General features: G+C 66.2%; 16 protein-coding genes and 2 pseudogenes. 7 read left to right on the top strand and 11 right to left on the bottom strand.

Annotated features, from left to right (window positions below):
- The first annotated feature begins 99 nt into the window (after positions 1-99).
- On the top strand, positions 100-1,539 hold the full coding sequence (locus tag NHF48_RS09580; RefSeq protein ID WP_253070982.1) for a phospholipase D-like domain-containing protein: 1,440 nt from the start codon (positions 100-102) through the stop codon (positions 1,537-1,539).
- A 423-nt stretch (positions 1,540-1,962) separates the two neighbouring features.
- Here NHF48_RS09580 and ctrA read toward each other — a convergent pair.
- The 5 genes and pseudogenes from ctrA to NHF48_RS09555 all read right to left on the bottom strand — a co-directional run bounded on the left by ctrA (position 1,963) and on the right by NHF48_RS09555 (position 7,147).
- Positions 1,963-2,665 (bottom strand): annotated as a pseudogene (gene ctrA / locus NHF48_RS09575) (response regulator transcription factor CtrA).
- A 152-nt stretch (positions 2,666-2,817) separates the two neighbouring features.
- Positions 2,818-2,970, bottom strand: a complete 153-nt coding sequence (locus tag NHF48_RS09570) for a hypothetical protein (protein WP_263816828.1) — start codon at positions 2,968-2,970, stop codon at positions 2,818-2,820.
- Positions 2,940-3,908 (bottom strand): AI-2E family transporter, encoded by a 969-nt coding sequence (locus NHF48_RS09565; protein WP_253070980.1) that lies wholly within the window; start codon positions 3,906-3,908, stop codon positions 2,940-2,942. The genes NHF48_RS09570 and NHF48_RS09565 overlap by 31 nt, the downstream gene beginning before the upstream one ends.
- A gap of 366 nt (positions 3,909-4,274) precedes the next feature.
- Entirely contained in the window at positions 4,275-5,987 is a 1,713-nt protein-coding gene (gene mqo / locus NHF48_RS09560) for a malate dehydrogenase (quinone) (protein ID WP_253070979.1), read from the bottom strand.
- A gap of 254 nt (positions 5,988-6,241) precedes the next feature.
- Positions 6,242-7,147: a LysR family transcriptional regulator gene (locus NHF48_RS09555; protein ID WP_253070978.1), complete on the bottom strand. Its 906-nt coding sequence runs from the start codon at positions 7,145-7,147 to the stop codon at positions 6,242-6,244.
- Positions 7,148-7,405: 258 nt separating this feature from the next.
- Here NHF48_RS09555 and NHF48_RS09550 point away from each other — a divergent pair, with 258 nt between their 5' ends.
- From NHF48_RS09550 to NHF48_RS09540, 3 genes are all read left to right on the top strand, one after another.
- Positions 7,406-8,125: a pirin family protein gene (locus tag NHF48_RS09550; protein WP_253070977.1), complete on the top strand. Its 720-nt coding sequence runs from the start codon at positions 7,406-7,408 to the stop codon at positions 8,123-8,125.
- A 119-nt stretch (positions 8,126-8,244) separates the two neighbouring features.
- On the top strand, positions 8,245-8,847 hold the full coding sequence (wrbA, locus tag NHF48_RS09545) for an NAD(P)H:quinone oxidoreductase (RefSeq protein WP_253070976.1): 603 nt from the start codon (positions 8,245-8,247) through the stop codon (positions 8,845-8,847).
- Between the two features lie 110 nt (positions 8,848-8,957).
- Positions 8,958-9,473: a YciE/YciF ferroxidase family protein gene (locus tag NHF48_RS09540; RefSeq protein ID WP_253070975.1), complete on the top strand. Its 516-nt coding sequence runs from the start codon at positions 8,958-8,960 to the stop codon at positions 9,471-9,473.
- A gap of 63 nt (positions 9,474-9,536) precedes the next feature.
- On the opposite strand, the gene NHF48_RS09535 is transcribed toward NHF48_RS09540, so the two are convergent.
- The 5 genes from NHF48_RS09535 to glf form a co-directional block, all read right to left on the bottom strand.
- Positions 9,537-9,917, bottom strand: a complete 381-nt coding sequence (locus tag NHF48_RS09535) for a hypothetical protein (protein WP_253070974.1) — start codon at positions 9,915-9,917, stop codon at positions 9,537-9,539.
- Positions 9,890-12,091 (bottom strand): glycosyltransferase family 4 protein, encoded by a 2,202-nt coding sequence (locus NHF48_RS09530; protein WP_253070973.1) that lies wholly within the window; start codon positions 12,089-12,091, stop codon positions 9,890-9,892. Before NHF48_RS09530 ends, NHF48_RS09535 begins: the two co-directional genes overlap by 28 nt.
- A gap of 183 nt (positions 12,092-12,274) precedes the next feature.
- The gene (locus NHF48_RS09525; RefSeq protein ID WP_253070972.1) at positions 12,275-13,375 is read right to left on the bottom strand and encodes a zinc-dependent alcohol dehydrogenase; all 1,101 of its coding nucleotides are present in this window, start codon (positions 13,373-13,375) and stop codon (positions 12,275-12,277) included.
- A 60-nt stretch (positions 13,376-13,435) separates the two neighbouring features.
- Entirely contained in the window at positions 13,436-15,433 is a 1,998-nt protein-coding gene (locus NHF48_RS09520; protein WP_253070971.1) for a glycosyltransferase, read from the bottom strand.
- The gene (gene glf / locus NHF48_RS09515; RefSeq protein WP_253070970.1) at positions 15,430-16,896 is read right to left on the bottom strand and encodes a UDP-galactopyranose mutase; all 1,467 of its coding nucleotides are present in this window, start codon (positions 16,894-16,896) and stop codon (positions 15,430-15,432) included. Before glf ends, NHF48_RS09520 begins: the two co-directional genes overlap by 4 nt.
- A gap of 64 nt (positions 16,897-16,960) precedes the next feature.
- Here glf and NHF48_RS09510 point away from each other — a divergent pair, with 64 nt between their 5' ends.
- Together NHF48_RS09510 and NHF48_RS09505 are read left to right on the top strand one after the other, a co-directional pair.
- Positions 16,961-17,191, top strand: a complete 231-nt coding sequence (locus NHF48_RS09510; protein ID WP_253070969.1) for a hypothetical protein — start codon at positions 16,961-16,963, stop codon at positions 17,189-17,191.
- 9 nt (positions 17,192-17,200) lie between these two features.
- Positions 17,201-17,803, top strand: coding sequence for a hypothetical protein (locus NHF48_RS09505; RefSeq protein WP_253070968.1), 603 nt, complete (start codon positions 17,201-17,203; stop codon positions 17,801-17,803).
- 9 nt (positions 17,804-17,812) lie between these two features.
- Here the strand turns inward: NHF48_RS09505 and NHF48_RS09500 are convergent, their stop codons facing one another.
- On the bottom strand, positions 17,813-19,003 hold the full coding sequence (locus NHF48_RS09500) for a glycosyltransferase family 4 protein (protein ID WP_253070967.1): 1,191 nt from the start codon (positions 19,001-19,003) through the stop codon (positions 17,813-17,815).
- Between the two features lie 192 nt (positions 19,004-19,195).
- Between NHF48_RS09500 and NHF48_RS09495 the strand changes: the two are divergent.
- Positions 19,196-20,461 (top strand): annotated as a pseudogene (locus NHF48_RS09495) (DUF2339 domain-containing protein); the annotation flags it as partial.
- Position 20,462 lies beyond the last annotated feature (1 nt).

The raw sequence follows: 20,462 nt of genomic DNA, 5'->3' as shown, positions 1-20,462 counted from the left end.
GTCATCCCAGATAGGGCGGCCGGGCGCGACGATACAGGGCATTCACGCAACCAAACCGCACGCCACGCATATCAGTCGGCAACGGACGAAGGGATACCGATGCAGGTTGGGACGGAGTGCTGGCGGATCGAACGCGCCGAACGGATGGCGGTGATCGTCGATGCGGCGGACTATTTCCGGACGGCGCGCGTCGCGATGCTGGGGGCCAAACGCCGCATCCTGCTGATCGGCTGGGACTTCGATGCGCGTATTTTGCTCGAGCCGGGCGTCGATCGGCCGGGCGAACCCAAGACGCTGGGCGCGTTCATGCACTGGCTGGTCGAGCGCGAACCCGAACTCGAGATCTTCGTGTTGCGCTGGGATACCGGGGCGATCAAGTCGCTGTTCCGCGGATCGACGCTGTTCACGATGATCAAGTGGATGCGACACAAGCGGATCCATACCAAGCTCGACGGGCATCACCCGACCGCGGCGTCGCATCACCAGAAGATCGTCATCATCGACGACGCGCTGGCGTTCTGCGGCGGGATCGACATGACCGGCGACCGCTGGGACGCGCGCGAGCACCGCGACGGCGATCCGCACCGCGTCCAGCCATCGGGTAAGCCTTACAAGCCTTGGCACGACGCGATCAGCGCGGTGCAGGGCCCTGTCGCGCATGCGCTGGGCGAACTGTTCCGCCGTCGCTGGCAATTGGCGGGGGGCAAGCCGATGGCGGCGGGCGTGCCGGGCGGGACGTTCTGGCCGGAGGCGCTTGCGGTGGATTTCCGCGATGTCGATGTCGGCATCGCGCGGACCGAACCGGAGATGTCGGACCAGGTGCCGGTGTACGAGAGCGAGGCGCTGTTCCTGGGGCAGATCGCCCGCGCGAAGAAGCATCTGTATATCGAAAGCCAGTATTTCGCGTCGCGTAAGGTGGCGGAGGCGGTGGCGCGGCGGCTCGACGAGGCGGAGGGGCCGGAGATTGTCATCATCAACCCGACCGTGGCGCAGGGGTGGCTGGAGCCGCTGGCGATGGACACGGCGCGGGCGCGGTTGATGGAGGCGCTGCACCGGCGGGACACGCACCGGCGGCTGCGGATGTATCATCCGTACACCAAGGACGGCGCGCCGATCTATTGCCACGCCAAGATCCTGATCGCGGACGACGACGTGTTCCGGTTGGGGTCTTCCAACGTCAACAATCGGTCGTTGCGGCTTGATACTGAGTGTGACCTGGCGATCCGGGCTACCGACGCTGCGACCTCGAAGGCTGTTGCGGCGATCCGGGACGGGTTGATGGCGGAGCATCTAGGCGTCGCGGTGGAGGTGGTCAGTGCGATGATCGCAGAGACGGGGTCGTTGATCGCTACCATTGAGCGGTTGCGGCAGGAGCGGGTCGGCATGAGCAAGACGTTGCGCTGTTACGAGGTGCCCGACCTGACTGCGGTCGAGGCTTGGCTGGCGGATAACGAGGTGCTCGATCCGGAAGGTCCTCAGGAGATGTTCGAGTCGCTCAGCAAACGCGGGTTGTTCCGGCGGTGGCGGCGCAAGATTTAGGACGGATCGATATTCGTGTCAGGGGCGCGCCGGCCCTGGAGATCATTCCGTCACCCCGGACTCGTTCCGGGGTCCACCGTTCCGCACGCCAAATTCCATCGAATGTGCGGCACCGTGGATGCCGGAACCAGTCCGGCATGACGAGAAATAAAGCTCATCTAGCGCCCCAAACTCGATGCCGATCGGCCCTGGGTGGATTTTAGTATCCTCCCCCGCAAGGGGGAGGTGGCGCCGTAGGCGACGGAGGGGGGAGGACGAGGAACAGCGGTTATACCTTTCCTCCCCCTCCGTCTGGCAACGGCCAGCCACCTCCCCGCAAGGGGAGGATGAGAGGGGCAGCTTGGCACCCCATACGTAGGAATAAATAGGAAAGGCCGCGGCACCCCCGATGCCGCGGCCTTCGTGCTCCCGAAAACTGGGGAGTTACGCGACCTGGGATTCGAGCACTTCGTCGGGTTCGCGCAGGACGTAGCCACGACCCCAGACGGTCTCGATGTAATTCTCGCCGTCGCACGCGAGGCTGAGCTTCTTGCGCAGCTTGCAGATGAAGACGTCGATGATCTTCAGCTCCGGCTCGTCCATCCCGCCGTAGAGGTGGTTGAGGAACATTTCCTTGGTCAAGGTCGTGCCCCTTGCGGAGCGAGAGCAGCTCCAGCATCGCATATTCCTTGCCGGTCAGGTGAACGCGGCTGCCGTTGACCTCGACCGTCTTCGCATCGAGATTGACGGCCAGCTTGCCGGTGCGGATGACCGACTGGCTGTGCCCCTTCGAGCGGCGGACGACGGCGTGGATGCGCGCGATCAGTTCCTCGCGGTGGAACGGCTTGGTGACATAGTCGTCGGCACCGAAACCGAAGCTCCGGACTTTCGAGTCCATCTCGTTGACGCCTGACAGGATCAGCACCGGCGTCGCGACACGGGCGACACGCAGGCGTTTCAGCACGTCATAGCCGTGCATGTCGGGCAGGTTGAGGTCGAGCAGGATGATGTCGTAATCATACAGCTTGCCCAGATCGAGGCCTTCTTCCCCGAGATCGGTGATGTAGACGTTGAACCCTTCGGTCGTCAGCATCAGCTCGATAGCCTTGGCCGTCGTCGGCTCGTCCTCGATCAGCAGCACTCGCATGCGTCGTCCCCTGTTCGCGAGACCGCCCGACACCCCATGTCAGCAGCTCGACTTCCATTCATTAACCACACAACATCTGAAGGCAAAAGGTTAATTTCGAACTAAGGTTGACGCGGCGAATCGGTCGGATCACTGCCGAGCAGTTGAATTCTTTACAAATCTTCGCTCGGAGGGCTCGGCGTCAGGTCGGGGCCGAGCAACGTCCGGTGGACCGTCTTCGGGATATCCTCGCCGAGAACCTCGCGCAGATACAGGCTGCGGACAAGCGTGAAGATCACCACCAGCAGCGCTGCGGAGAAGAACAATCCGAACAGGCCGAAGATCGTGCCGATGCCGATGATCGCGAACACCGTGATCGCGGGGGAATCGAGATCACCCGGTTCTGGACGTACGGCGTGATGAAATTGGTCTGGACGAGCCGCACGACGGCATAGGTGACGAGCGTGCCGACGATCGACGAGGTCCCTTGCGTCGCGGCGAGGCCGAGCGCCGGGATCATCGCCGCGGTGGGGCCGATATAGGGGATGAACTCGGACAATCCGGCGAGCAGGCCGAGCGCGGCAGCGCTGGGGACGCCCGATAGCCAGAGCCCGATGCCGACCAGGATTCCCATCGTCGTCATCAGGATCAGCGACGAGCCGAGCCACAGCCGGAGCGTCGAGCCGACGTCGAACAGCGCATCCTCGACCGCGGCCCGCTTCGAGCGCGGGATCAGCAACAGGAAGCCGCGCTCGTACACCTTGGGATCGGCGGCGAAGAACAGCGCGCCGACCAGCAGCAACAGGCAGTTGAGCACGAGCTCGCCAGCGCCCGTCACGAGTCCGCCGACGTCCTGTGCGACCTTCGACCCGGCATAGGCCTGTTGCACGGCGTCGACGAGCTTCGCGCCGACCGCGCTTTGCGAAAGATACGCGGCGAGCTGGTCGAGCAGCGCCGGCGTCTGGGCGATCAGGACGTTGACCTGGCTGCGGAACTGCACGCCGAACAACCAGACCAGGAAGGCGATGACGCCGAGCACGGTGGCGATGCCGAGGCCGAGCGCGGGCTTGCGCGGAACGCGGAGATGGTCGCGGTAGAGATCGGCGATAGCGTGGATGACGATCGCACCCAGGATCGATCCGAAGGCGAGGATGAGCAGGTCGCCCGCCTTGTAGAGCGCGGCGACTATCGCGACGATCACGATGGTCAGGATGACGCGGCGGATGAAGCGCGAATCGTCTGCATCGGGGGCCAGGCGGTTCATGCTGCGGCCCGCCGAAAAGCCGGAAGTTCACAAAGTGCACACGCTGGCGCGGTTTGCGCGGAGTGTGCACTTCCGGTTTTTGGAGCCGATCCTTGGCCGGATTGGTGGTGGTTTTGCGAGAAGGGCGGGGCGATCATCTTGCGACCGTGGCAGATCGTCGCAGCGTAGGACAGCCGTTCCAAGGACTTAAGGTGGGTTCCGGAAACGACACTCGCTGATCCTCCCCCGCGAGGGGGAGGTGTCGCCGAAGGTGACGGAGGGGGAGGACACGCAACGGCAGTCATCGCCTGCCTCCCCCTCCGTCTGGCAAGGTGCCAGCCACCTCCCCCTGGCGGGGGAGGATTGTAGAATGGACGTCGGTTTAACTTACAGCGCGAGGTCGGGGCTGCGGTCTGGCTTTACGCGCATGGCCGCGGGGCGTGGGCCGGCTGCGACGCCGACCGTGGGCGAGGGGATGGCGAGTTGCAGCGTGTCGGCGGTCGAGGCCCAATGCTCGGCGAGGACGTCCGGTGTCTCGTTGAGCATCACGCCGTAGGTCGGCACGATCTCGCGGATCTTGGCCTGCCACCCGGCGGTGGCGAGATGGTTCGGGAACACCTTCTTCAACAGGTTGAGCATGATCGACGGCGCGGTCGAGGCGCCGGGCGAGGCGCCCAGCAGCGCGGCGATCGAGCCGTCCTTCGACGCGACGATCTCGGTGCCGAGCCGCAGCACGCCGCCCTTCTCGGGATCGCGCTTGATGATCTGGACGCGCTGACCAGCCTGCCACAGGCGCCAGTCGGCGTCCTTCGCACCCGGGAAATACTCGCGCAGGGCATCCATCCGGTCGCTGTCCGACATGATGAGCTGGCCTGCGAGATATTCGACGAGGTCGAAATCATCCCAGCCAACCGCGAGCATCGGCCGGAAATTGTCGAGCGTGACCGACGCCGGAAGATCGAAATACGAGCCTTCCTTGAGGAACTTGGTCGAGAAGGTCGCGAACGGGCCGAACAGCAGCGCCTGCTTGCCGTCGAGGAACCGCGTGTCGAGATGCGGCACGGACATCGGCGGCGAGCCGACCGCCGCCTTGCCGTAGACCTTGGCGAGATGGCGGTACGTGACCTCGGGCTTGTCCGCGACCAGGAACGAGCCGCCGACCGGGAAGCCGGCATAATCGTCGGCCTCGGGAATGCCAGACTTCTGCAGGATCGGCAGCGCGCCGCCGCCGGCGCCCGCAAACACGAAGCGCGCCTTGATGACCTGCTTCTCGTCGGTCTTCATGTCGCGTGCGGTGACACGCCAGCGCGCCTTCTTGCCGCCGATCGTCTCGCGTTCGAGCGAGCGGACCTCGTGGCCCGTGGTCAGCGTGAAATTGTCCTGCTTGGCGAGCGAGCCGATGTACTGGCGCGTGACCTCGCCCCAGTCGCAGTCGGTGCCGAGCGGCGAGCGCGTCGCGGCGAGCTTGGTGCCGGGCGCACGGCCCTCCATCATCACCGGCACCCACTGCGCAATCTGCTTCGGGTCGGTGGTGAATTCCATCCCCGAGAACAGCGGGCTCGCCTGGAGCGCGGCGTGGCGCTTTTGCAGGAAGGCGACGTTGGCATCGCCCCACACCAGATTCATGTGCGGCGTCGAATTGATGAACGAGCGCGGGTTGGCGAGGATGCCGGTATCGACCTGGTGGCTGAGGAACTGGCGCGTGACCTGGAACTGCTCGTTGATCTCGACCGCCTTGGCGATCTCGACCTTGCCGTCGGCCTTGTTGACCGGCGTGTAGTTGAGTTCGCACAGCGCGGAGTGGCCGGTGCCGGCGTTGTTCCAGCCGTTGGAGCTCTCGTCCGCGACCTTGTCGAGGCGTTCGACCATCTCGATCGTCCAGGTCGGCTCGAGCTCGCGCAACAGGACGGCGAGCGTCGCGCTCATGATGCCGCCGCCGATCAGCAGGACGTCGACGGTGCGCTCGGTGGTCGCGGCGTCGGCGTGCGCGATCGGCAACGCCGCTGCGCCGCCGGCGACGATCGCCGAACCGAGCAGGTTGCGACGGGTCACGCCGGTCTTGGATTTTGGGGAGATCGTGTCGTTAGCGTCTGGCCGCATGGTCATGCCTTTTCGTTTCGGCATGGTCCGCTGTCCCGACACAGGCCGAAGACGACGAGAATCCATGACCGGATTATCGGGTCAGCCACGCGGAAATCACGAAATCGATACACATACTACCGACTGAGCGCGGCCGCTGCTCAAAGTCCTCATCCCGGTATCGGGTGTCGTTGGGATCGCGCTGGGTTGCAAACTCGAGCGTCTATCCAGCCTCTTACATGGCATCCGGCCCGGTTTTGCGCAAGGTCGCCGCTTTACGCTTGCCCTGCGTTCGGGTCGCGGAGGCGGGCTGCGAGGAAGTCTATCAGTGCCTCGACGCGGGCCGGGCGGAGCGGGCTTGGCGGGGTGAGGAGATGGAGTCCGATCTTCGCAGGCGCCCAGTCTTCGAGGATCATGACGAGTGCGCCAGACGCGATATGCCGGTCGACGATGAAGTCGGGGAGGCGCGCGATTCCGAGGCCGGCGATCAGCGCTGGGACGATCGCCTCGCCGCTGTTGGCGGTGAGCTGGCCTTGCAGGCGGACCGAGACGTCGGCGCCGCCGGGGCCGTGGAAGCGCCACGGGCCGACGACGTTCGAATATCCGACCAGCTGGTGCTCGCCGAGCTGTGCCGGGTGCGTCGGGGTGCCGTGCTTCGCAAGGTAGCTGGGTGCGGCGACGGTGTGCGCCTGGATGCTACACAGGCGGCGCGCGCGGAGCGAGCTGTCGGGGAGCTCGGCGATCCGCAGCGCGACGTCGAAGCCTTCGGCGACGATGTCGACGCGCGCATCGGACAAGTGGAAATCGACCTCGATACCGGGGTGCGCGACGAGGAACTCGGCAAGGATCGGCGCAACGTTGGTCACGCCGAAGCTCATTGGTGCGGCAAGGCGGACGCGGCCGGTATGCGCGCTGGCGGCGTCGTGCGCGGATTCCTCGGCGGCGCGGGCTTCGGCGAGGATCCGCGCGGCGTGTTCGGCGAGGGGTTTGCCGGCTTCGGTGAGCGCGAGGCGGCGCGAGGTGCGGTGGAAGAGCGATTGGCCGAGATGCGCTTCGAGACGGGTGATCGCCTTCGACACGGTCGCCTTGCTGAGCCCGACCGCGTCGGCGGCGGCGCTGAACGAGCGGTGCTCGACGACGCTGGCGAAGATCGCCCAGGCTTCGAGATCGGGCAGGCGCATGGGGGTCTCCGATATTAGAGCCGTACTGGATTTACCACCCCGGCGGAGGCCGGGGCCCAGTTGGAAAGGTGGTCGTAACGACGGACCGCACTTCGTTACCAACGTTCCCCAACTGGGCCCCGGCCTCCGCCGGGGTGGTGCACTCTATGGGTGCTCTACTTTGAGGCCGCGTTACCAACCGAAACGATCGGTTTCCAGCGTTTCTATTTACGTCATGATCGCAGCGCCTATCTTGGGATCAACCAGTGGAGACCTATCATGACGACCACGACCCTTTCCAAAGTAGACGGCCGCCCCTTCGACAGCCTTGGCCATGCCGATCACGGCTGGCTGAATGCGCGCCATCATTTCTCGTTCGCGAGCTATTACGATCCGGCCCGCATGGGCTGGGGCGCGATCCGTGTGTGGAACGACGACCAGATCGCCGCGAACTCGGGCTTCCCGCCGCATCCGCATCAGGACATGGAGATCATAACCTATGTCCGCAGCGGCGCGATCACGCACCAGGACTCGCTCGGCAACAAGGGCCGTACCGAGGCTGGCGACGTCCAGGTGATGAGCGCGGGGACCGGGGTTCGGCATGCCGAGTATAATCTCGAGCCCGAGACGACGACGATCTTCCAGATTTGGATCGAGCCTTCGCGTAAAGGCGGCGCGCCGAGCTGGGGTGCCAAGCCGTTTCCGAAGGGCGAGCGGTCGGGCCAGTTCGTGACCTTGGCCAGCGGGTTCGAGGGTGACGGCGATGCGTTGCCCATCAGGGCGAATGCTCGCGTGCTGGCGGCGACGTTGAAGGCTGGCGACAGCGTCGACTATGCGGTCGGCGAGGGACGCCACGTGTATCTGGTGCCAGCGACCGGTGCGATCACGATCGGCGACGACGCCTTTGGGGCGCGCGACGGAGTGGCGCTGTTGGGCGGCCAGACGGTGACGATCACGGCTCAAGAGGACGCCGAGATCGTTCTGGTAGACTCGGAGTAAAACTCCCCTCCCGATTGCGGGAGGGGTCGGGGGAGGGGTTTCCTCCCGCGATCCCGCCCGGAACTGCCCTCCCCCTAACCCCCTTCCGCAAGCGGGAGGGGAATTCGAAGGAAATGCCCATGACCAAGGTTCTCGTGCTCTATTACTCGTCCTACGGCCATATCGAGCAGATGGCGGATGCCGTCGCCGAGGGCGCGCGCGCCGGTGGGGCCGAGGTGGACATCCGTCGCGTCGCAGAAACCGCACCGCAGGCGGTGATCGAGGCCGCGCACTTCAAGACCGACACCGCGCACGCCGAGATCGAAGGCCCCGCCGCGCTCGAGCAGTATGATGCGATCATCGTCGGTGCGCCGACTCGGTTCGGCCGGATGCCCGCGCAGATGGCGCAGTTCTGGGATACGACCGGCGGGCAGTGGTTCTCGGGCGCGCTGATCGGCAAGGTCGGCGGTGCGTTCACCTCGACGGCCAGCCAGCATGGCGGTCAGGAAACGACGTTGTTCTCGATCATCACCAACCTGATCCATCACGGCATGACGATCGTCGGGCTCGACTATGGCTTCCAGGCGCAGATGGGCGTCGACGTGGTCAAGGGCGGCTCGCCCTACGGCGCGACGACGATCTCGGATGGCGACGGCAGCCGCATGCCGAGCAAGGACGAGCTCGATGGCGCGCGATATCAGGGCAAGCGGATCGCCGAGACGGCGGCCAAGCTGAAGGGCTGATCCCCCGAGGCTCCGGTGGCTGGAGAGACGAAACTTACCCCGCGGTAAGGGCGTTTCCCCACCACCGGAGCATTTCGCTTCGCGTGCACCAGCTATGCGAGGATATGATCATGGGCTTGTTTTCCAAGGACATCGCGACGTTCGAAGACCTGTTCCTGCACCAGTTGCAGGACGTGTATTACGCCGAGCACCAGATCACCAAGGCACTGCCGAAGATGACCGACAAGGCGACGGCACCGAGTCTAAAGGCCGGGTTCGAAACGCACTTGCGCGAGACCGAGGGACAGATCGTTCGGCTCGAGCGGATCTTCGAGCTGCTCGGCGAGAAGGCCAAGGCCGTAACCTGCCCGGCGATCGACGGGATCATCAAGGAAGCGAACGAAGTCGCGGGCGAGATTGCCGACAAGGCGGTGCTCGATGCAGCGCTGATCGCGTCGGCGCAGGCGGTCGAGCATTACGAGATCACGCGCTACGGTACGCTGATCGCGTGGGCGAACCAGCTTGGTCGCAGCGAGATCGCGGCGATCCTGAAGGAAACGCTCGACGAGGAATATGCGACCGACAACAAGCTGACTGCGATGGCGACGTCGAAGGTCAATCCGAAGGCCGAGGCGGTTACCGCCTGAGACTTTCGCGACGTAAGTAAGGAAAAGGGCCGGCGATCCTGCGATCGCCGGCCCTTTTTTCGTTCAGGCCTTCTTGCGCGCGCGCTTTGGAGCCGCGGCTGCCGCGACGTCCTCTTCCTCGTCGGGCGCGTCCTCACCGGCTTCGGTCAGCGCTTCGCCGAGTGCCTTCAGCTTGTCCTGCGACTTGTCGGCCTTGTCGGCGATCTTGGTGGTCGCGGTGCCGAGGCGGTGGAGCAGCGCGTGGACGCGGTCGGCGTCGGGCGTGTCCTTCTCCAACTGCTTGCGCAACGAACCGAGGTCGCGAAGGATGCCCTTGGCGCCGGAGACTTCGGTATCGGCCAATGCGGCTTCCCAATCCTCGACCATGTCGGCACCCTTGGTGGGCTTGGTCACGTCGAGCCCGCGATTGATCGCGTTCATCGTTCCTGCAAATTTAATGGCCATGTGATCTCTCTCCGCATGCCTTTGTGGCAATCGTCAACGCGACGTGTCGGCGGAAATGTCCCCTCGATCGTATCGACTTCGATCAGTATCGGGGCCCAAGTTAACGCAGGATATCGGGCCCCCTGCGCTTGCCGGATGGCGTCGGCGAGCGCCGCGTTCGGCACGCGGTCGGCGAAATCCGGCGAGCAGGCGAGCAGGCCGTTGGGGCAGTAGCGATCGTCGTCCCAACCGGGGTGGTCTAGGATCGGGTAGAGGCAAACGCCCTCGATCGGTACGCCGAGCGATTGCGCGATCTTCACCTCGCGCAGGATCATGCGGAGCCAGGCGGGGCGGGCGATGCCTTCGATGCCGGTTTCGGCGATGAAGGTCGGGCGGCCGTAGCGGGCGTAGGCGTCGGCTAGGATCGCGTGGAGCGGGCGGCTCAAGGGGTGGTCGTAGGCAAGCGGTGGGCCGCCGTGGATCCACTGGTTGTTGTGGTAGAAATTGACGCCGACGATATCCAGCAATGGCGCGCGGCCACCGATCTGCGGCCACGCTTTCCCTGCGATCATGTCCCACGCCTGGTATTGCGCGAGGCGGTGGCCTTCGGCGGCGGGGGCATCGTTCGGGCGGGCGGGGTCGGTGATGACGTTGATGACCGGGTCGGCATGGACGAACCTTGCGGCGGGATCGACCGCCAGGATCGCTTCCATCGCGGCGATCGACGCGCGGGCGAGTTGGACCTTCAGTTCGTATCCGCGGCCTCGGGCGTACGGGTTGAGATAGGCTGCGTCGCCGCCGCCCCAGGCGAAGAACGAGATCTCGTTGACGGGGGCGTAGAAGCGGGTCTCGCCGGGAGCAGCGGGCCCGATGTGACGCGCGGCGGCGGCGGCGAAGGCGGCGAAGCGCGTGACGAAGGCGGGCGTCCAGATGTCGATGTCGTCGGGCCAGCCGTAATGCAGCAGATCCCAGATGACTTCGGTGCCGATCGCCTTGGCGGCGTCTAGCTGGCGGTCGAGACTGGACCAGTCGTAGCGGCCGGGTTCGCGTTCGATCAGATGCCAGCGCAGGCCGTCGCGGACCGTCAGTATGCCGAGCTTGGCGAGTTCGCCGTAATCATGTGCGGCGAGGATGTCGTGGTGGCTGGCGGCGATGACGTCGACGCGCTTGCGGTCGTGCGCGCGGCGGTGCGTGGAGGATTCGAAGCCGCCTTGCAGGAAGCTCCGGAACAGGCCGGTTGGGCGGGGAAGAGGCGGTCGGTTCGACAGGACTTCGGCGAACAGCGCTTCCCAGCGGGGGACGACGGCGGCGACGGCGTACTCGCTGTCGACCTTGGCGCGGAGGGCGGTGCCGAGGCGGGTTCGGAGTGCCGGGTCTTCGAGCAGTTTCGTGATCGCCGCGGCGACTGAAGGCGGGTCTTCGTGGGGCACGAATAGGCCGCTGACCCCGTCGACGATCTGTTGTTCGGAGCCGTTGTCGCGCGTCGCTATGACCGGGAGGCGTGCGGCGCCGGCTTCGGCGATGACGTGCGGCATGCCTTCGCCACGCGAGAGCCAGACGAAGATGTCGAGCGCGGCGAGCAGGTCGGGCACGTCGTCGCGGTCGCCGAGGAAGGTCAGGGCGGTGTCGAGGCCGAGCTCATGCGCGCGGCTTTGGAGTGCCGCGGCATATTCGGGGATGAAGGCGTCCGGTCCGCCGATCACGACGAAGCGTGCGCGGGGTTGGCGGGCATGGACGAGCGCGGCGGCTTCGATGAAGTCCTCGACGCGCTTCTTGGGGTCGAGCCTGCCTAGCCAGCCAACCAGCGGTACGTCTTCGGCGATCCCTACCGTCGCACGGACTGGCGCGCGGCTGGCGGGGTCGAAGGCGCGCGTGTCGACCATCGACGGGATCTCGACGGCGTGGTGTTCGCGGCCGGGCATGCGGCTGGCGGCGGCGTCGCGGATCGAGGCGCAGACGCCGACATAGCGCGCGGTGAAATGCTTGGGGCCGGCGAGCGCTTCGGAGACGAGGCCGCCATGTTCGATCAACGGCGGGCGGAGGTGCATGCGTTCGAGCGCGGGATAGATGTCGGCGACGTTCTGGCACGAGACGACGACGTCGTACGCGGGCAGCTTGCTCGCGAGATAGGCGACGGTCTCGTCGAAACCGAGCGCGTAGGGCGTGCGGTCGACGGCGACGCCGATCGCTTCCAATTGCGCATGAGTCTGCTCCGGGCATGCCGTCTTTTCGGAAGCAGGCGACGACCTCGATCCGGTAGCGGGTCGGGTCGAGCGCCTGGGCGAGCAGGCGCACCTCCGTCTCTTCGCCGCCGACGACGAGCCAGGCGAAGACGAACAGGATGCGGATCGGGCGGGCGTCGGCAGTGAGTGCGGTGCTCAATCGCCGACCTTGAAGACGATCTGGAGGAATTCGGGTCGCTCGCCGACCAGCTTTGCGATGAACTTGGGAGCGTCGTCATAGGGGACGACGTGCGTGATGAGCTGCGCGCGGATCTCGGGGCCGCGGGCGAGGAGGAGCTTCACTGTCTCGTTGGCGAGGCGGCGGCGGTCCCACTGGAAACCGAGCCCGCGCGGGACGCGGTTGATCTGGGCGCAGCGGAGGTTGAGGCCGTTGTGGTGAAACTCCTCGCCGAGCCGGAGCCGGTCGGCGCCGCCCTGGTAGAAGGCGAGGTCGATCACAGTGCCTTGTGGTCTCAGCGCGCGCATCGCGGCGTGGAGGCTGGCGGCGTCGGCGCGGGTCTGGAACACGACGTCCGCGCCGCGATCGTCGCCGCCGTGGATCCAGCGTGCCTTGGCATACGCCCAGGCCTGATCCTCGGTCATCGCGGTGATGCCGAGGCATTCGGCGCGCAGGCGGCGGAAGGGGGACGGGTCGGCGATCACGACTTCGCTCGCGCCGGCGGCTTGCGCAAACAGGGCGGTGAGCATGCCGACGATGCCTGCGCCGATCACCAGCGCGGGGCGGCCGCGGATGCCGTCACCGAGGTTGACGACGTTGGGGCCGAGTAGTTCGGCGTCCGCGTGAAGAATGCCGTTGGCGGCGATCGGGCCCATCTGGCCGATATAGATGCCGAGGATCGGATCGAGCTCGGGCGGGAGCTTGGTCAACAGGTCGTTGAACGGGTCTGCGGTGTGGCCGGTCTTGTGTCCGAAGACGGTGCCGACGACGTCGCCGTTGGCGAAATCGTCGACCCGGCTGTCGCTGACGCGCGCGCATTCCATGTAGCCGAGGAACGGCACCGGATAGTGCGCGCCCGGTTCGCCGGGGACGAACACGCCGCGGCCTGCGTCCCAGCGCGAGTGGAGATACGGGTTGCTGTTCTTGACGAAGGTGAGCTCGGTCCCGGCGGAAAACCCGGTGTAGAGCAGGTCGAGGCGAACCTGGCCGTCGCCCGGAGGCGCTTCGTCATAGCCGAAGAAATAGGCCTGGCCGGGGCGTTCGACGCCGAGCGAGCGGACGTGGCGCCACTCAGACATGGATCACCTCCCGCTCGCGGACGTCGATCGCGCGGCCTTCGACGGCGGAGCGTTCGATCGCTAGCGTGAGGCGGAGCGTTTCGAGCGCGGCGGGGTAGGGGGCAGCGGATCCGGTTCTCGCCCCCCACGGACCGCGTCGATGAAGTCGCGATCCTCCAGCACGACCGGATCGCTGCCGGTGCCGCGGACCGGACGGCCTCGGCCGATGTCGATCATCACGTCGCGGTCGGTGAGTTCGATCGCGAGGCCTTCGCCGAACAGGTGCAGGCCGACGCGGTGGTTCCAGTTGAGCAGGCAGGTGGACGCGAAATTGGCGATCGCGCCGCTGGCGAAGGTGAGCATCGCAGTGCTGGTGGTGGCGACGTCGAGGCCGGGGAAGGCGGCGCGGTCGATGTGGCCCGACTGGCCGTAGACGCGGACGACGTCGCCGACGAGATAGCGCGCGAGATCGACGAGATGCGTCGTCTGTTCGAGCATCTGGCCCCCCGATGCGTCCTTCTTCCACCACCAGCGCGGGGGCGGCGTGGAGTCGAGCCAATAGCCGGAGAGGAGGCGGGCGGGGGTCGCGGAAAGCAGCGCCTTCACCTCGTCCACCGTGTCGAGATAGCGCCAGTGATAGCCGACTGCGGTGACGAGGCCGAGCCGGTCGACTGCGGCGGCGACGTCCTCCGCGGTGCCGAGGTCGAGCGCGACGGGCTTCTCGACAAAGAACGGCAACTTGTGCTCGATCGCCAAGCGTTCGGGTTCGCCGTGCGCGAACGGCGGCACGCAGATGTAGAGCGCGTCGAGCTCGACCGCGGCCAGCATCGCCGCGGCATCGTCGAACGCGCGCGCGCCGAAGCGGGCGGCGGCTTCGGTCGCGCGCGCCATGTCGACGTCGGCGACCGCGACGATCGCGACGTCGTCGAACTGCTCCAGCACGCCGAAATGGCGATTGGCGATGCCGCCTGCGCCGATGAACCCGATCCGTGTCCGCTCCACGCCGTCTCCCTTTGTGTTTTGGTCTTGCACCGCGGCGTAGACCGCGCGCGTGTCGGCGATCATGCGATCGGCCGAGAATAGGTCCTGCTGGCGCTCGATCGCGGCGCTGGCCATTGTTTTCAGGCTGTCGCGGTCGGCTAGCAGCGTGACGATCGCATCGGCGAAACTGGCCGGGTCCGCGGCGGTCAGGCGACCGGTGACGCCGTCCTCGATCGCTTCGGCATTGCCGGGCGCGACGGTGGCGACGACGGGGAGCCCGGCGGCCATTGCCTCGAGCGCGACCAGTGGGAGACCTTCGAATGCCGAGGGGAGGACGAGCAGGTCGGCCAGTGTCATCAGGTCGGCGACATCGCTGCGGGTGCCGAGCATTCGGACGGTGCCGGCCAGGCCTTTGGCGGCGATGGCGCGTGCGGTCTGGGTGAGGAGGGGGCCTTCGCCGGCGAGCAGCACGATCACGTCCGGTTGTGCGGCGCGGATTGCTGGCAGCGCATCGAGCAGGAGCGCGTGGCCCTTTTGCTCGGCGAAGCGCGCGACCATGAGCAGGACGGGGGCATCGGCGACGCCCCATTCGCCGCGGAGGGCTTCGCGAGAGCGCGATGGTCTATGCGCGCCGACTCCGTTGTGGATCGTCGCGACCAGTGTCGGATCGACACCGGCTGCGCGGTGGCTGTCGCCGACCGCGTCCGAGACGCAAATCAGGCGTGCGAGCGCGGCCGATGTGTCGCGGTGTTCGTCGCGCTGCGCGGTGTCGGTGAGGAGATAGGGGAGATGCTCGGTTCGGATCACCGGCACGCCCGCCGCGTGCGCGGCGCGGACGGCGGCGTGGCCTTCCCAGCCGATGCCGGCATGGACGTGGACGATGTCGGGCGCGGCGCGGTCGAGCCAGCGCGCGAGATTTGCATCGTCGTCGAGCGCTTTCACCGCATAACCCTTGGCGGCGGCGTGTTCGAGCAGGCCGGTGCCGGGGCGCGCGGCGACGACGATCTCGTCTCCGCCCAATCCTTCGGCGAGCGTCATCATGTGCGCGCCGACGCCTGACGGGGCGAGGCTGTCGGTCAGCAGGCAGATGCGGGTCATTCGGCGGCCATCACGGGGGTTTCGAGGACCGCGGATTTCGCGACCATGCGGCGATAGGTGGCGAGCGCTTGCCCCACGACCTGGTCCATATTGTAGTAGCGATACGTCGCAAGCCGGCCGACGAAGGTAACGCCGTCCTCCGCATCGGCGAGCGCCTCGTAGCGTTTGAACAGGGCTTGGTTCTCGGGGCGGGGGATCGGGTAATAAGGATCGCCCTCCGCGCTCGGGAATTCGTAGCTGATGCTCGTCTTCGCGTGGAGTTGGCCGGTGAGGTGCTTGTATTCGGTGATGCGCGTTTGCGGCACGGTTTCGTCGGGATAGTTGACGACCGCGACCGGCTGGAACTGTGCGACGTCGTGCGTCTCGTGGCGGAACTGGAGGCTGCGATAGGGGAGCTTGCCGAAGCGGAAGTCGAAATATTCGTCGATCGGGCCGGTGAAGACGATGTGGTCGACGTCGACGCGGTCGATCACGTCGCGATATTCGACGCCGAGATCGAGCGTGATGCCGGGGTGGTCGAGCATCGCCTCGAACATCCGGGTGTAGCCGTTTGTCGGCATCGCCTGGAAGGTATCGGTGAAATAGCGATCGTCGGTCGAGGTGCGGGTCGGCACGCGCGCGGTAACCGTGCGGTCGAGCTCGGACGGGTCGAGGCCCCATTGCTTCCGCGTGTAGCCGCGGAAGAACGTCTCGTAGAGATCGCGACCGACTGCGGCGACGACGACGTCCTCGGACGTGCGGATGTCCTCGACCGATTCCGCGCGGCTGGCGAGGAAGGCGGCGGCTTCCGCGTCGTCCTCGAGCGACAGGCCGTAGAGGTCGTTGAGCGTGGTGCGGTTGATCGGCATCGGCACGAGCTTGTCGTCGACGCTGGCAAGGACGCGGTGTTCGTACGCGCGCCACTCGGTGAAGCGCGACAGATAGTCGAACACGTCGGCGGAGTTGGTGTGAAAGATGTGCGGGCCATAGCGGTGGATCAGCACACCGGCCTCGTCATGCTCGTCATAGGCGTTGCCGCCGATGTGCGGGCGGCGGTCGACGACGAGGACGCGCTGGCAGCTGTCTGCCGCAAGACGCTCGGCGAGGACGGCGCCGGCGAACCCTGCGCCGACGATCAGCGTGTCGTAGCGTTCGCGTTTTGGCGCGGGGCGGAAGGTTCGTTTCGCGTGGAGGACGCGGTCGATCTCGGTGGCCATGGCGGTTTGCGTGCGGTCCCAGGATTGCGTGGCGAGCAGGCGGTCGGCTTCGTCGCGCCATGCGCCTTCGCGGGGAAGCGCGAGCGCGGCTTCGCAGGCAGCGACGAACGCGGGCGCGTCGGCAGCGATCGAGACGGCCGCCGCGTCGCCGTAGTGGCGGATCACGTCGACGATCGGTGTCGAGACGACGGGCAGGCCGCCGGCGAGATATTCGGGGGTCTTGGTCGGGCTGATGAAGCGCGTCGCAGCGTTGATCGCGAACGGCATCAGCGCGACGTCCCAGCCAGAGAGATAGGCGGGGGAGTTCGTTGTAGCCGCGTCCGCCGAGCCAGTGGATGTTGGCGCGGCGTGGCAGGTGCGCGGGATCGATCTTCACGACCGGGCCGATCATCACGAACGACCAACCGGGTTGCTGAGCGGCGACCGTGTCGAGCAATGCAAGGTCGATGCGTTCGTCGATGACGCCGAAGAAACCGAGCTTCGGGCCGGGGATGTGGCGCTGGTCTTCGGGTTCGATATTGCCGGTCCGCGCTTGTGCAAAGTGCGCGACGTCGACGGCTGAGGGGAAGGCGTGGACGTCGCGGTGGCGGTCGCGCTTGGCTTCGTACAGGCTGTAGCCGCCGGTGAAGACGAGGTCGGCGCGCGCCAGCAAGCGGGCTTCGCGGTCGAGCAGGGCGGGGTCGGCGAAGCGGAACGCGGACAGTTCGTCCATGCAGTCGTAGACGACCGCGGCGGCATCGAGATGCTCGGCGAACGGGAGCATCATTGGGGTGTAGAACCACAGCACCGGCTTGGTCCGGATGCTCGTCGCGACAAGCATGTCGAGAAGTTGCCGCAAGCCCGTCTCGACCTGTTCGACATTCCACCAATGCGGCAAGCGCGGGCGCAGTGCGATCACGTTGTCGGCGGGAAACGGGTGGTGTTCGAGGAAGGGCAACGGATGGTCGCAAGGGATGTGTTCTTCCCAGACGAACACGCTCTGGGCTTGCGCGAACCGCTTCATCAGATGCTGCGGGCGCTGCGTCACGAAATCCCAGCGGAGATGCGAGAAGCAGATCAGCGGCGGCGGCGGGCTCGTATCGTCGATCGTGGCGAGGGTGGGAGTAGGTCCGATACCGTGCACGCTCTTCCAATCCGCGAATCCGCGGTCATCCGCGTTGTTGATCGAACCTAAGCCCACGCCTCAGACCTGACTATGCAAATGTAATTGCTTTGCATCATGTATTTGCTGGATAATCGCACCCAAACGCACAACGCTATGCTGCCAAGTCCAACGCTCCAATACAGCGTCGCGGGGCCGGAAATTGGCGTAGGTTTCGCGCATTGTAAGGATCGCATCGGCAAACCCGGTCGTCGAAGCGGTCATGCCGGTCTCGGGCAGGATGAACTGCAATCCACAGCGTAATTCCACGTTGGCGAGTACGGGCAGGCCGGCGAGCATGTATTCGGTAATGATGGCGGGCGCGCCGTCGTCGATGCCGCAGACGACGCCGAACCTGGCGCGGTTCATCAGGCGGTTGACCTCGTCTATTGGCACGCCCGGTGGTCCGACGAACTCGATCGAGAGATTCTGGTCACGCGCGCGTTGGCGGAGTGCGTCGGCGTCCTCGCCGTATCCGAACACGCAGAGCGCGCGCACGTCGCGCGGGAGTTGTGCGAGCGCGTCGAATAGGATGTCGTGGCGCTTATACGGTTGCGCGGCGGCGACGTAGATCAGGTCGACATCCTTGGGTGTGCCGAGTGGACGGAACTGGTCGATCGCGGCGAATTCGGGGCCGATTGGCAGGATCGCGGTGCGAACGCCGGGGTGGCGGGCCTCGACCTCGTCCGACTGCCACTGCGCGCCGGTGATGACGAGATCGAAATGTTCGCTGACTTCGGGCGGCACGCGCAACGAGGGCGCGTCGATCGAATTGTAGAGGATGATGCTGTTCGCACAGAGCGCGAGGAGTTCGGGCGCGACGCCGAGACCCAGCACGACGAGGATGTGTGGCGCGCCAAAAGTCCGCACGAAGTCGATCATCTCGGTAGACGCGAACGGCGCGTGGTCGTGGTCGAGGCGGAAGGCGCGGCGGGCGAGCACCGGGCTGTCGCGGTGGAATGGCGGGTCGCCTTCGCCGCGCCAGTGATGCCAGATCTCGGCCTGCTCGACGATGCCGGCCGCGACGAGCGCGAGCGGAAGGCGTTCGAGATACCCGCCGGTAACAGACTCGCGGTGGTCGGCGGCACCCGTCCAAGGTCGGCTCGCGGGATCGAGCGCGCGCCATGCCGATCCGTCGCGAGGAGGCAATGCGGTGGAGGGATCCGCAGGAGGCCAGCCGTCGACCCAGTCGCTGATGACGACGACCGATCGTCGTTCGCTCAACGCCACCATGCACGCGTCCCCTGCATCGGTATCTCCCCTGGCCCTGCACCCTTTCGTTGCAGGGCAGGCACTTAACGGGCGAAATCGAGAAACGGGATCATGCAGCTTAAATTTAGTCGGCGCGCGTATTCGCAATCACGCTCGACCGCCGGCGGGGCTTGCGCCATGTTAGTGCAAAGACGTCCATGAGTAGGTGGGGCGATGACTAGGCGAGGGGCAGCGCGGACGATGCTAATCTGGATGGCGATAGTCGGTGCTTTGCTCGGCTGGGTGCTCGGAAGCTTTTCAGAAACCGCTTTATTCTTGGGCGGAGCGGTTGGGTTGTGCATCGGCTGGGCGTTGCGGCGGGCGATGCGGATCGAGATCGTGCGCGAGACGGCGGTACTGAGCGCCGAGGTCGCCTTGTTGCGGGCCCACGTCAACGAGCTGATGGACGTGCCGCGTTATCGTGGGGACGGGGTCGCCGATGTGGAGGTCCGCACTACGCCGCGCTCGATCGAGCCGTTGGTCGCCGAGCCGTCGACCGCGACGGTCGCGCCGGAGGTCGTATCGCAACGTGAAGCACTAACCGATTTCGATACCGCGGCGGGAAGCCGCTGGGGTTCGCCGCCTTCGGGTGACCGCGCGGCGTCTGTACCTGCGCCCGCCGAACCGCGTGAGCCGGGCTGGTTGGCGAGCGGCGTTGCGGCGGCGCGCGGCTGGCTGTTCGGCGGCAACACGATCGTCCGACTCGGGCTCGTCATCCTGTTCGTCGGACTGTCGTTCCTCGCCAGCTATGCGGCGGCGGCGGGGCTGTTCCCGATCGAGTTCCGTCTCGCGGTGGTCGGCCTGTTCGGCATCGCGCTGCTCGGCATCGGCTTTCGGACGCGGACCAAGCGTCCGGATTTCGCGCTGGCGTTGCAAGGCGGCGGCGTCGCGATCATCTATCTGACGCTGTTCGGGGCGGCGCGCTTCTACGACCTTGTACCGCTGTCCGCGGCGTTCGTGCTGATGATCGCGGTCTGCGCGCTCGGCTGTGCGCTGGCGCTGTTGCAGCGATCGCAAGCGTTGGCGGTGACGGCGTTCGCAGGCGGGTTCGCGGTGCCGTTGCTGCTGGGCGGTGAGGGCGGCAATACGCTCGGCCTGTTCGGGTACGGGACGATCCTGAACCTCGCGATCCTGTTCATCGCACGCGCGCGGACATGGCGCGTGCTGAACCTGGTCGGGTTCTTCGCGACGTTCGGGATTGCGAGCCTGTGGGGCGCGACCGCGTATCGGCCCGAGCATTTCCTGATCGCGCAGATATTTCTGATCGTCTCGGTGCTGATCTACGTCGTCACCGCCGTGCTTTATACGCGGGCGACCCCGGGCAAGTTCGGCAACGCGGTCGATACGACGTTGTTGTTCGGGCCGGCGCTGGCGGGGTTCGGGCTCGAGGTCGCGCTGATCGGCGAGCGGCCGTTCGGCAGCGCGTTCGCGGCACTGGGCT

The sequence above is a fragment of the Sphingomonas sp. H160509 genome, from assembly GCF_024124765.2.
Lineage (GTDB): Bacteria > Pseudomonadota > Alphaproteobacteria > Sphingomonadales > Sphingomonadaceae > Sphingomonas.
This window is presented reverse-complemented; position numbering and strand designations above follow the sequence as displayed.